Origin of the sequence: Bacillus sp. BS98 (assembly GCF_008432245.1) — a bacterium.
Classification (GTDB): domain Bacteria; phylum Bacillota; class Bacilli; order Bacillales; family Bacillaceae_G; genus Bacillus_A; species Bacillus_A toyonensis.
The window spans coordinates 965,361-977,680 of the sequence record NZ_CP043830.1 but is presented as its reverse complement, the minus strand read 5'-3'; the positions used below and the strand labels follow the sequence as shown (position 1 = coordinate 977,680).

General features: G+C 33.7%; 10 protein-coding genes and 2 pseudogenes. 6 read left to right on the top strand and 6 right to left on the bottom strand.

Annotated features, from left to right (window positions below):
• Positions 1 to 92: 92 nt before the first annotated feature.
• From F0362_RS30810 to F0362_RS05040, 6 genes and pseudogenes are all read left to right on the top strand, one after another.
• A pseudogene (locus F0362_RS30810) lies at positions 93 to 194 on the top strand (TetR family transcriptional regulator); the annotation flags it as partial.
• Between the two features lie 194 nt (positions 195 to 388).
• Entirely contained in the window at positions 389 to 700 is a 312-nt protein-coding gene (locus F0362_RS05060) for an ArsR/SmtB family transcription factor (RefSeq protein WP_000433544.1), read from the top strand.
• A gap of 266 nt (positions 701 to 966) precedes the next feature.
• Positions 967 to 2,142: an MFS transporter gene (locus F0362_RS05055; RefSeq protein ID WP_000757557.1), complete on the top strand. Its 1,176-nt coding sequence runs from the start codon at positions 967 to 969 to the stop codon at positions 2,140 to 2,142.
• A 655-nt stretch (positions 2,143 to 2,797) separates the two neighbouring features.
• Positions 2,798 to 3,217: pseudogene (locus F0362_RS30720) on the top strand (Branched-chain amino acid permease); the annotation flags it as partial.
• A gap of 1,017 nt (positions 3,218 to 4,234) precedes the next feature.
• On the top strand, positions 4,235 to 5,128 hold the full coding sequence (locus tag F0362_RS05045) for a helix-turn-helix domain-containing protein (protein WP_000393590.1): 894 nt from the start codon (positions 4,235 to 4,237) through the stop codon (positions 5,126 to 5,128).
• 233 nt (positions 5,129 to 5,361) lie between these two features.
• Positions 5,362 to 5,469 (top strand): YjcZ family sporulation protein, encoded by a 108-nt coding sequence (locus F0362_RS05040; protein WP_000505673.1) that lies wholly within the window; start codon positions 5,362 to 5,364, stop codon positions 5,467 to 5,469.
• 521 nt (positions 5,470 to 5,990) lie between these two features.
• Here F0362_RS05040 and F0362_RS05035 read toward each other — a convergent pair.
• The 6 genes from F0362_RS05035 to licT form a co-directional block, all read right to left on the bottom strand.
• Positions 5,991 to 6,362, bottom strand: a complete 372-nt coding sequence (locus F0362_RS05035; RefSeq protein WP_000620620.1) for an ATP synthase subunit I — start codon at positions 6,360 to 6,362, stop codon at positions 5,991 to 5,993.
• Positions 6,363 to 6,384: 22 nt separating this feature from the next.
• Positions 6,385 to 6,969 carry a CDP-diacylglycerol--serine O-phosphatidyltransferase gene (gene pssA / locus F0362_RS05030; protein ID WP_139784042.1) on the bottom strand — a complete coding sequence of 195 codons (585 nt, stop codon included), beginning with the start codon at positions 6,967 to 6,969 and terminating at the stop codon, positions 6,385 to 6,387.
• Entirely contained in the window at positions 6,962 to 7,420 is a 459-nt protein-coding gene (locus F0362_RS05025; RefSeq protein ID WP_016090905.1) for a MarR family winged helix-turn-helix transcriptional regulator, read from the bottom strand. Before F0362_RS05025 ends, pssA begins: the two co-directional genes overlap by 8 nt.
• A gap of 159 nt (positions 7,421 to 7,579) precedes the next feature.
• Positions 7,580 to 9,019 carry a 6-phospho-beta-glucosidase gene (locus tag F0362_RS05020; protein WP_000048730.1) on the bottom strand — a complete coding sequence of 480 codons (1,440 nt, stop codon included), beginning with the start codon at positions 9,017 to 9,019 and terminating at the stop codon, positions 7,580 to 7,582.
• A 95-nt stretch (positions 9,020 to 9,114) separates the two neighbouring features.
• Positions 9,115 to 11,007, bottom strand: coding sequence for a beta-glucoside-specific PTS transporter subunit IIABC (locus tag F0362_RS05015; RefSeq protein ID WP_097880682.1), 1,893 nt, complete (start codon positions 11,005 to 11,007; stop codon positions 9,115 to 9,117).
• Between the two features lie 270 nt (positions 11,008 to 11,277).
• Positions 11,278 to 12,126, bottom strand: coding sequence for a BglG family transcription antiterminator LicT (gene licT / locus F0362_RS05010; RefSeq protein WP_001219859.1), 849 nt, complete (start codon positions 12,124 to 12,126; stop codon positions 11,278 to 11,280).
• Between the last annotated feature and the right edge of the window lie 194 nt (positions 12,127 to 12,320).

The following is a 12,320-nucleotide window of genomic DNA, read 5'->3' as shown; positions in this document are numbered from 1 at the left end:
TACTCTTCTTAGGAATCCGCCATTGATAGCTAGGCAACAACATGCTTGAACGTAACAAGATTATCATTTTTGCACGTAATCCTCGTAGTACTTTAATCGATGAAACATATATAAAATCATGTGAATCGTTTGTTCAGTTAAAACATGAAATTAAGAAATATATGACGTACTATAATCACTCTTGCTATCAATAGAATTTAAAGAAGATGACTCCTGTTTGCATACAGAAATCATCTTTTTTAGGTTACCTAACTTTTTTTAGAATGTCCTTTACAAAGAGTACAGATCAAGAACACCTTATGCCTATTCAAAGGGATCAACTATACCTTCTTCCCTTAAAATCACCAAAACCCATTTACAAATCTGTAAAAGTAGATATAATTTCCTTATGGAACCTTTATTAATTTATAAAGCATTGTCAAATGAAACAAGATGTCAAATTTTATCATGGTTGAAAAATCCAGAAAACTATTTCGATGAAAAACCTTATCTAGAGCAAGGCCTTAACTTTCAAGTTGGAGTATGTGTAGGAGATATCCAGCTTAAAACTGGTTTAGCCCAATCGGTTATTTCTAGTTATTTATTAACTATGAAAAAGGCAGGACTACTAGACTCTGACCGAATTGGAAAATGGACTTACTATCGTCGAAATGAAAAAACAATACAAGAGTTTTCTGAATACGTCCAAAACGAATTATAAAGTGAAAGCTAATAATCAATTAACATACCAATTGATTATTAGCCTTCACACATTCTGCTTTTTTATAAAATTGCACTACCTATAAAAGCAAGAAACACGGAAAGGAGAAATTTTTTTAACACATCATATCTAATTATTTAGATATCTGTTATTGTATTTCAAATTACATAGTCCTAATAATATTGACATCCAATCATGCTTGCAATAATGCTTCTTTGTTAATGAATTTACTTTCAAAATACTAGTACGAATGGAGAGTTTTATAAATGAAAAAAGTAAATCCTTTACTTATTCTGACACTCGCAATAGGTGTGTTCGGAATTATTACTACCGAAATGGGTATTGTCGGTGTATTACCACAAATCACTCAGAAATTCGGCATTTCAACTGCACAAGCAGGATTTTTAGTAAGTATATTCGCACTAGTTGTTGCTATTTCTGGTCCGTTTCTAATTTTGCTCGTCTCTGGGATTAATCGCAAAATAATTTTATTAACAGCAATTTTTACATTTGTTATTTCAAATATAATCTACGCTTATACAACACAATTTGAAATCATGCTTATTTTTCGTATTTTACCGGCTGCACTTCATCCACTCTTCTTTTCAATCGCTCTTGTAACAGCTGCTAAACTTGTCCCTCCTGAGAAAAGTGGTCAAGCCGTTACAAAAGTTTTCATGGGAATTACAGTTGGTTTTGCTCTAGGCGTACCATTAACCTCTTACCTTGCAGACCAATTTTCACTAGAAATTGCTTTCTTATTCGGAGCATTCGTTAACACTCTTGCATTCATTGGAATACTAATCTACCTTCCTTCTATGCCTGTTACAGAAAAAATGTCTTTCGGCAAACAAATTCGTATACTCGGCAAACCAGGATTATGGTTAAATATTTTAACCGTCACATTCCTTTTTGCAGCCATGTTTTCCGTATACAGCTACTTCGCTGAATACCTTGCAACAGTAACTTCCATGAATGGATCTCTCATCAGTATTATGCTATTCATATTTGGTATAGTTATGATTTTAGGTAATCATTTATTTGGTAGTCTCCTGCAAAAAAGTATAGTAAATACAGTACTATCCTTCCCTATTTTATATTCTATCGTTTACATATTAGTTTATTATTTAGGTTCCTACCTTGTTCCAATGATTTTTATAGTATTCATTTGGGGAATCGTGCATGCTGGCGGATTAATTGTTGGTCAAACATGGTTAATAAGTGAAGCAAAAGAAGCACCTGAATTTGGTAATAGCCTATTCGTTTCATTCTCAAATCTCGGAATTACTTTAGGAACAACTATTGGAGGCTGGTTCATTTCAAACTTAGGTATTCACCAGCTTATTTGGAGTGGATTTCTATTCACACTACTTTCCTTTCTATTAGTTATAATAAAACTAAAATTTTTCAATTCCAATAGTCCAGCTTCATTATCAAGCTAGTACATTACAGTTCCAAATTTGATAAAAATATTATAAATTCTTCTCTATATAACATACAGGTTATTCTTCTTATAAGATTTTCCAAACTAAAAAGTATAATGCTCAAAGCCTTTAGCCATAATTACGACTAAAGGCTTTTTTGTATATAAAGTGAAACTTTAATCAGGCTTTTACAGGCAGTTAATGCGGGTTAAAAATAAATCTCAAAGGAGCTACTTTATGGAGCATAATCAAAATGGAATACTTGCTATAATTGTTTTGGTTTTAGGATTAGTGTTTTTTGTTAGTGGAATGGTTTATCATTTATGGGGTTCTTATTAATAGCATGATTGTAATCACCCATCCCCCCTCAAGTATATCGTTCCATACTTGAGGGGGGGGGATTAATATGTTAAAAGACCATTTCTACGACCGTTGGCTGTATTTGGAGTATCAACTGTATCTTCATTTTGCTAATCATAACAGGAATGGTATTAGCTCTAAATTTTCATGTGAAAGATCAACATACTATTAGATATCGTTTATAAAGAAACTGATGATAAATCTAAAGAGATTGATAAAGTGAAACTTTAATCAGTGGGGGTTTTGTTCATCCCCACTGATTATTAGCCTTCACCAATCGGGCGTTTACGGGCAGCCCCACAAATAGCGGGATAAATTAAAAGGGGATATATCACTATTGGAAACGCAAAATAAAACGCTAGATGCTGAAGTGAAAAGATTAAAAGAAGAATTAGCAAAGAAAGAACAACCTAAAAAAGAAGAATAAAAGCGCGAAACGCAACAACCTGCTGCTCAACCGGAAAAGAAAGAAGAAGTTAAACAACAACAATCTACAGGTTCATTTGCAAATCCAGTGAAGGAAAAAGCGAAGCAATACTTCAAAGATGATTACATGACTCAAAACTTTGTTGCTAGTGAGCAAACGAAAGCGTACGATTTCTTATATGGCATTGAAATAAAATCACAAGAAGAATTGAACATGATGAAAAACGCATTAAAAGATTTTCCTAACGATTTTATGACAGCTAAGTTTGTTTATGAAGAACAGATGAAAACAAAAAATCTACAATAAACATTTTTAAAGTTCACATTACCTTTATAAGGGGATTATGAACAAAGTAGTGAAGTAAGTGATAGCACTCAGATGAGTGCTTTTACTATGTAGATCAACAAAAGAGAGGAATAAACAATATGAATAGAAAAGCTTTCATTGGATTTCTAAGTACTATCATTATTCCAATTATCAGCATCTACTATCGGCCTAATTAATTTTTCCTTATGCCCTTTAACATCAACCGTTTCAAATCTCTTTAAACTATTACATATGTTTGTACCACGCTTTGTTGATACGTTCACACTTCACAGTTGTTGAATTTTTAGACTTATCCCTTAGTGTACCCATACTATTAGAACATCCTACCATATTTAGACAGAATGTAGCCAACACACATGATATTATTAATTTCTTCAAATAGCCAATTCAAACTCTCTTTCGGTTAACGTTTTTTCATAAAATAAGTTCCATACTAATTTTACATTATATTAAAAGTTGAAAAATATTCTTATACTCATAAATTGTTACATTTAAAGGGGAGAAACAGAATTTCATAAGATATTATTATTAAAAAACTTACATATAGTTTAAATATAGCCTCTTATATAAAAAAATCCCAATAAAATATATATTTGAAACATATTTCTCAATGAATAAAATAACTTAACATGGTAAAATAATATTGGGATGAGAATCCCAATATTATTAAAATTAAGATGGTTCAAGTCGAAGAAAGGCACCTCAGGGTGTCTTTTCTTTATTTCTCAATGTAAGAACTTTAAGGATATGCTAGCAAATTCCCTTCTGTACAATGAAGGAGTAACACCTAATAGTAAGGCCCATCTATTTCCGTAGGTGGGTTTTATGTAATTTTATACTTATGCATGATGGTTCGATTCGGAAGAAGGAGCCTTTTATAATGAAATTTTATAAAAAGGCCTTAAAAAACAATAATTGCAACTATATTAATTTTACATTACATTAAGGATGGAGAATATTATTATACTAATAAAGCGCTAAATAGTAGGGGGAAAAATGGAATTTTGTGATTTGGGTATTACCATTAAAGAACTTCGAATTAAAAAAAATATATCACAATCCGAATTATGTCATGGCATATGTTCACAAAGTCAAATTAGCAAGATAGAAAAAGGTATGATTTATCCATCTAGCATATTGTTATATCAATTATCAGAAAGACTTGGTGTTGATCCAAATAATATATTTGCACTAACTCAAAACAAAAAATTAAAATACGTAAAAAATGTAAAATATGTAATGAGAGATTGTGTAAAGCAAAAACAATATAAAGAACTTTATGAAATAGTAAAAAAAGAGAAAAACGAAAACAATTTCCAATTAACAGAAGATAAACAATTTCTAATATGGTATGAAGCAATTGCTATATATCGTGTGAATAACTCAACAAAAGCGGCTTTAACTCTTCTTAATAATGCATTAAAACTAACTTTAACCAATGTTGATTGTTTATCAGAAAGAGAAATAGATATTATGCAATCAACTGCTATATTGTATGCGGAAAACAAAGAATACGAAAAAAGTATTAATATGTTAAAAAAATGTTTAACTAATTTTAATAAGTTAGATTTTCCTAGAGATAAAGAAATTAAATTAAAAATTATTTTAAATTTAGCAAAATGTTTAGACTTCACCTATCAACATGAAGAAGCAATAAAACACCTTGATAAGGGCATCAAATTAGCTATTAATCTAAACACTTTATACCTATTAGGTGAACTATTCTATTTAAAAGGTCAGTATTTATTAAAGATTAAACAACATGATGAAGAAGATGTTGTGAATAACATGAAAAAAGCATTATTTATATTTGAACTAACAGAAAAAGAACATTATATACAAATGACTAAAGATGAGTTGATTGAAATACAAAATAAAAAACACTCATAATCTCGTAAAAACTACTTACAAAGCCCACAGGAAAAATCTCTATAGTTTTTAAACTTACAACGATATTATTAAAATGAAAGTAGTTCAAGTTGGACAAAGTTACCTTAGAGTGTCTTTTTTTATTTTCAAAAGGACCTGCTCAATTATTGCGTAAAAAACATAAAGTAATTTGAATCCGTTAAAATGCATGAGTGACCTTTTGTTTTCCCCTCTTATTAAAAGGAGGAACTATTATGGGATTTGGTGGTAGTTGTGGCGGCTGTGGATTTTCTGGAGGCTTTGCTTTATTAGTTGTATTATTTATTTTATTAATCATCGTTGGAGCTTCTTGCTTCTGCTAAAAAACTATCGGAAAAGACACTCATATATGGGTGTCTTTTCTTTTTACGTTAAAAGGCCCCCTATTTCCGTAGGTGGCCTTTATCTTTATTACACAATATTAAAGTATACTCTCTTTTCCCCGTAAACTTTATGTAATTATACATATTAGTGAAAAGATACACTTAATGAATATTAAATATAGTAAAATATAAATTGTGGACATATTCTATAAAGCAGATTCTTTTGACAGGCGTAACATATCAATCATTATAGGGGATGTGGCGTTACTCCGATACTGATCTCAAATCTCTTTTATTTTATGAACTAACAATCTGATGTATATAAACAATTCTGTTTTATAGGGTGTGTTTACATTTATAACAAAGGGGTAATACGGATAGATTCGTATGAAATGAAAATGGTTCAAGTCGGAGAAAGGCACCTCAGGGTGTCTTTTCTTTATAATAAAAAAGCTCTCCATAAAGGAAAGCTTTTACGTTTATACATGTAAGTCATCCAAATTAGTGATTCACACAACTCTTTATTCCTTCACATCTTTCATGCTGTAATATCCTAAATTAATAATAATTAAGAAATACCCACCCATAATTCCAGCAGCAAATGTCCACATGAAATCATGATGTTCAATTTCATACATAATAATCGCGCCGAGTATTGCGGCTGCAAACCGATTTATCATTCCAAGCATCGGCGCTTTTTCTTTTTTCACAATGCTGTCTCCGAACTTTTCAATACGCCTTCCTAAAATCCAGGCGCAATACATACTCACTAAAAGACCAATGCCCCCCCCTACAAACTGGGCTGAAAAAGGTGTCATAAGCCATCCTAATACCATCACCCCTAGCAAACAATACATTTGTATATTGAATGATCTTAATGCCATACGAATCATGCAATGCTCCTTACCTTTCTCATTAGTCCCATCTTTCGGAGTTCAAGCTTTCCGATATATCTTTTTTAAAATGAGGAAATTTGATTTTGCTCACCATTAAATAAGCGAGTACGCATGTGCCAAACGCCACGGAAACTGGATTATTCAAAAAGCATAAAATGAGGAGACACATTGCCGCGAATGGTATTGGCATTCCGATAAATGTCGGGAGTTTGCTTTGCTGCGTGTTAAATCTCGCAAGCCGAAGCATGCCACAAATACTGTAAGCAAGCGCACATATCATCCCGATAGACTGTAATTCTTTCAATGCGACACTATATGCAAGAAGAGACGGTGCCACACCAAAGGTAACTAAATCCGCAAACGAGTCCAACTCTCCGCCAATTTCCGAAACAGCATCAAGTTTCCGAGCGACCATACCATCAAAAAAATCAAATAACATACCTGTAATAATAAAAACTGCTCCTAAATAAATATCGTGAACGAAAACAGCGTAAATAGCCAAAAGCCCACATACAAAATTTGCTATCGTAATCATATTTGGTATGTAACTCATAACATGCTTCTCCTCCTTTCTACTAATTGCTTCATCTACGTTCTTACTCATTACAATCAAGATCCTTCTGTTTTTCTTCTAATATAACTTTATTTATTTTCGTTAACGTATCGGTCATTTGCTCTAAAGCATGTATATCGATTTTCGAAAAGTACTTCTCAATTAATACATCATCTAAATCAGACAACCGCTCTATATACTTACTACCGTTTGGACCAAGTGTAAGGAAATACTCCCGTTTATTATTAGGGTTTACTTGTTTCGAAATCATCTTCTGTTTTTCCAATTTCGATAAAACTTGGCTCACAGCACTTTTCGATATATTAAAAGTAGTCGCAATGTGATTCGCTGTCGTATTTTCATTTAAATTAATATGAAATAGCATGCTCTCTTGCTGTCCTGTAAGACCGTACTCATCTTTTAGCTCCTGAAATAGTAAAATGTAAAATTCATTATAAGCCCGGTTCATTTCATTAATTACTTCTTTATACGATCTAGTCATAGCATTCTTCCTCCATGCTGTTATTTCGTTTCGTTATATAGTTAAGTTCACTTAACTTAACTATATAATACCGTTATGTTCGTGTAAAGGGAAATATAGCTCTATCCTTTATTTACAATGAAAAAAGAAGACATCATTTAAGATGTCTCCTTTCCATACTTAAGACTCCAAACTCTCACCATTCGTCTCAATTACTTCTTTATACCAATTGAAACTGTTTTTCTTCGATCTTTTTAATGAACCTTTTCCTTCATTATCTTTATCAACGTATATATATCCATAACGTTTTTTCATTTCTCCAGTAGAAGCACTTACAAGGTCAATTGGGCCCCAGCTTGTATACCCGATAATATCTACTCCATCTTGAATTGCTTCTGACATTTCGATCATATGTTTTTGCAAGTAATCAATACGGTATTCATCATTCACTTCGTCTTCACCATTTAATTGATCGATTGCACCGAGACCATTTTCAACAACAAATAAAGGTTTTTGGTAACGATCGTAAAGTTGGTTCGCTGTAATACGGAAGCCTTTCGGATCAATCGTCCATCCCCACTCTGATTTTTCCAAATATGGATTTTCAACAGAACCGAATACATTCCCGCTCGTTATGCTTTTTAACACTTCTGGATCTGTACTTGTTGCTCGGCTTGAATAGTAGCTAAATCCAATATAATCAACTGTATGCTCTTTTAAAATCTCCTCGTCTTCTTTTTCCATTTCAATTGTTACATTGTTATCTTTAAAGAAGCGTTTTGCGTATCCAGGATATTGTCCTCTTGCTTGTACATCAATGAAGAAGAATGATTCACGGTCTTGTTCCATCGCACGAAAAACATCGTCTGGATTACATGTGTATGGATACGTTGCACCAGCAGCAAGCATACAACCGATTTTTGCGTCTGGAATCATTTCATGACACGCTTTTACAGCTAACGCACTTGCGACAAGTTGGTGATGCGCTGCTTGATACTGAATTTGTTTTTTGTTCTCACCTTCTTTAAATGCTAGCCCTGCACCCATGAAAGGTAAATGTAAAAGCATATTAATTTCGTTAAATGTCATCCAATATTTCACTTTATCTTTATATCTATTAAAAATCGTTTTTGCATACGTCTCAAAGAAAGTGACAAGTTTTCTACTTCTCCAGCTTCCATACTTTTCTACTAAATGAATAGGAACATCAAAATGAGCCATCGTAACGACTGGTTCAATGCCCTGCTTTAACAGTTCATCAAATAAATTATCATAAAACTGTAATCCTGCTTCATTCGGCTTTTCATCTTCACCATTTGGGAAAATACGTGTCCAAGCGATAGATACACGTAGCGCTTTAAATCCCATTTCTGCAAACAGCGCGATATCTTCTTTATAACGATGATAAAAATCAATCGCTTCGTGTGATGGATAAAACTCCCCTTCTGCCGGTGTAAAGGAATGAATATTCCCCTTCATAATATCCCAACGTTTTTCACCAGTTGGCAATAGATCAACTACCGTCAATCCTTTTCCATCTTCTAAATATGCTCCTTCAACTTGATTGGCTGCGATTGCTCCACCCCATAAAAATCCTTTAGGAAAAATAACTTTAGACATATAGAAAAACTCCTTTATATAAGAATTAACGAGGAAAGGCATTGTAAGTTTTAAAGAATACCTTTCTTCGTGTGAACCTGTATGAAATGTAACTACTATTTAACTCCTAACTCTAGTAAGGAATCTCCAGCTTGAATCTTTTCTACTTCAGTTTTTTTAATACTATATTTATTATAATTTGTAACAACAACTGGTGTTGTCACAACATAACCCGCCTTTTGAATTTCAGCTATATTAAACTCAATAAGTAATTGCCCTTTTTCTACTCTCGCTCCTTGTTCAATATGAGAGGAGAAAAATTCGCCATTTAATTTCACAGTATCCATTCCAATATGGATTAAAATTTCAGCACCTGAATCCGCCGTAATTCCTACTGCATGATTCGTCGGGAAAAGTGCAGAAATCGTACCTGAAACTGGTGAAAATAACTTTCCTTCTGAAGGCTCAATCGCAACCCCTTCACCTAACGCACCTGATGCAAATGCAGCATCGTCAATATTTTGAAGTGGCATAACGGCGCCATGAAATGGACTCAGAATTGCCTCATCATCGTTTGATGCAGCAATTTTATCAATTGTTTCAGCTGATTCTGTAGAATCTTTCTTTTTAGTAAAACCAAATAAATAAGTAAGAACAAAACCTACTATTAAAGAGACAACCATCGCAATAATCGCGCCCCAAAATCCAGCTGTAATCCCTTCTTTCGGACTAATGAATGTTGGAAGCGCAAATATACCAAGTCCACCTGTCATATAAGCTTGCGTACCGAATACGCCAAGTATTCCGCCGCCAATTCCTCCCGCAATACAACTCATAATAAACGGTTTTTTAAGAGGAAGTGTAACACCATAAATCGCCGGCTCTGTAACACCGAAAATACCCGAAATAAAAGCTGGAATACTAAGTGTTTTTAATTTCCGATCTTTCGTTTTCATCCAAACTCCAAGAACAGCCCCAATTTGAGCAAATGAAGTAGCGAATATAAGCGCTAATATAGGATCAATACCGTGCACTGCTAAATTGTTATAACCAATCGGGACAATTCCCCAATGAAGTCCGAAAATAACGAGCACTTGCCAGAAAGCACCAAGTACTATCCCTGCTACTAATGGACTTAAATGATAAACCCAAAGTGTAGCCTGTCCTAAAAATTGACCTGCCCACGTCGCAATCGGACCAATAACAAGAAATGTAACTGGTACAACGATTAGTAACGTTAAGAATGGTAGTACAAATGTTTTCACAACATCTGGAATGACTTTCTTTAAAGACTTTTCTACTTTCGCTCCAAAATAAGTAGCAAGAATAATTGGAATAACAGATGATGCATAGTTCATTAAAATAACTGGAATTCCTAAAAACGTAATATGAATTGGTGATTCAAACATCGTTCCTGCAAATAGCGTATATAATGGCTCACTTGCTTTTAAACCGGATAGAGCCGGATACACTAACGCTCCCCCAATTGCCATACCAATGAATGGTGATCCTCCAAATTTCTTACTTGCTGTATATCCTAAGAAGATTGGGAAGAAATAAAATAATGAATCGCCAACTGCATTTAATATTTGATACGTTCCTGACTGCGTACTTAACCAGCCTAGCGCTACAAATAGTGCATTAAATCCTTTAATCATCCCAGTTGCAGCTAGTACTCCTAAAATGGGAGTGAAAATGCTAGAAAGAATATCTATAAGACTACTCTTTTTCTTCTCACTCGCACTTTCTTCCTCTGTTTCTTGAAACCCTCCAGCAGCAATAACCGCTTTATATACGTCGGATACATGGTTACCAATTACAACTTGATATTGTCCGCCACTTTTCATAACAGTCACAACATCTTCCATACTTTTCAGTACTTCTGTATTTGCTTTCCCCTCATCTTTTAACTGAAATCGTAAGCGAGTTATACAATGTACAACGCTATTTATATTTTCTCTCCCGCCAACATGTTTCAGTATGTCCTTTGCTAATTTTTCATACTTCATAGTTATTTCTCCTCCCTACAATCATCCCATTTATCATTTTTATAAAGTGAAACTGTAATCAGTGGGGGTATTCATCCCCCACTGATTACTAGCCTTCACCAATCGGGCATTTACGGCAGCCCGACTCCCACATAACTTCTTGGCCTCAGCCGAATTTTGAGGTGGGTAAAAGAAAAAACCTAAACTAACCGTAACGACGTGATACATACGAATCACTCCATTACAAGTCAATTTAGGTTTTGCCTGCCAAACAGTAACAATCCCGTTTATTCAATTACATAATTCATTGCGTTTCGTTACACGATGAATGTGCAACGTTACGTACACTTTTTCATCTTTTGAAAGATGACTATTATGTGCTTTTTGTAAGTATGCTTCAATTTTTTCTGTACAACAATATGCCTCTTCATACTTACTTTTCACTTGCTCGTATAAAAAATCATCCTCTGCCGAATGCAATTCCTTCTGCATTAAACGCTGGGCAAAGTATCGTAAATGCGTTACGAACCGACTATAATTAAATGAATTTTCATCTAAGTTCATCTTATAGTGGTACTTTACAACATTTAAAATATCTTGGACGATTTTCGTCATCGCCACCGTTTGCTGCATTGCCGGCTCTCCTTGCTGCGCATTCACGAAATGCAAGGCAATTGACCCTGCTTCATCTTCAGAAAGTCTAAAGCCAGTCTCCTCTTCAATTATGTTCAAAGCTTGTAGACCAATTTCAAACTCTTTCTGATAAAATCTCTTAATCTCCCAAAGCAAAGTATTTTTCAGATCCATTCCTTCTTTATGCCGAGTTAAGGCGAAACTTAAGTGATCCGTTAATGTAAGATAAATATAATCACTTAAAGTCCCCGGCAAAACTGTCTTAGCAAACTGAATAATTCTCTCTGTAATCTCTAAATTTTCTACAGGAATTTCAGTTAGTAACCTAGCGAGTTTCTCTGATAATTCTCTTGTTTCTAGTACAAAGGTCTTTTCTATCTTAGATTCATCAATCGCATCGCCTACTTTTTTCTGAAACCCCAAACCTCTGCCCATAAGTACAACTTCTGTCTCATTATCCTTCATCGTACAAACAACATTGTTATTTAAGATTTTATGGATTCTCATATTGTTCCGCCTTCTTCTTCTTAAAGTCACAAAAGGTAATAAAAAAACCTAAACTGATTCCAAAAGCTACACTACACCCGTAGCCTCTAGATCAATTTAGGTTTTGCCTGCCGAACAGTAACAATCCTTTTACTTATTAACTTACTTTTATTATACACAACAAGTAAGCGTTTGCAATGATAAATTATTGAACA

Bases quoted from the DNA above. Each gene is read 5' to 3' on its own strand.
- F0362_RS05060 (WP_000433544.1), top strand. From the start codon at position 389: ATGGAACCTTTATTAATTTATAAAGCATTGTCAAATGAAACAAGATGT.
- F0362_RS05055 (WP_000757557.1), top strand. From the start codon at position 967: ATGAAAAAAGTAAATCCTTTACTTATTCTGACACTCGCAATAGGTGTG.
- F0362_RS05045 (WP_000393590.1), top strand. From the start codon at position 4,235: ATGGAATTTTGTGATTTGGGTATTACCATTAAAGAACTTCGAATTAAA.
- F0362_RS05040 (WP_000505673.1), top strand. From the start codon at position 5,362: ATGGGATTTGGTGGTAGTTGTGGCGGCTGTGGATTTTCTGGAGGCTTT.
- F0362_RS05035 (WP_000620620.1), bottom strand. From the start codon at position 6,362: ATGATTCGTATGGCATTAAGATCATTCAATATACAAATGTATTGTTTG.
- pssA (WP_139784042.1), bottom strand. From the start codon at position 6,969: ATGAGTAAGAACGTAGATGAAGCAATTAGTAGAAAGGAGGAGAAGCAT.
- F0362_RS05025 (WP_016090905.1), bottom strand. From the start codon at position 7,420: ATGACTAGATCGTATAAAGAAGTAATTAATGAAATGAACCGGGCTTAT.
- F0362_RS05020 (WP_000048730.1), bottom strand. From the start codon at position 9,019: ATGTCTAAAGTTATTTTTCCTAAAGGATTTTTATGGGGTGGAGCAATC.
- F0362_RS05015 (WP_097880682.1), bottom strand. From the start codon at position 11,007: ATGAAGTATGAAAAATTAGCAAAGGACATACTGAAACATGTTGGCGGG.
- licT (WP_001219859.1), bottom strand. From the start codon at position 12,126: ATGAGAATCCATAAAATCTTAAATAACAATGTTGTTTGTACGATGAAG.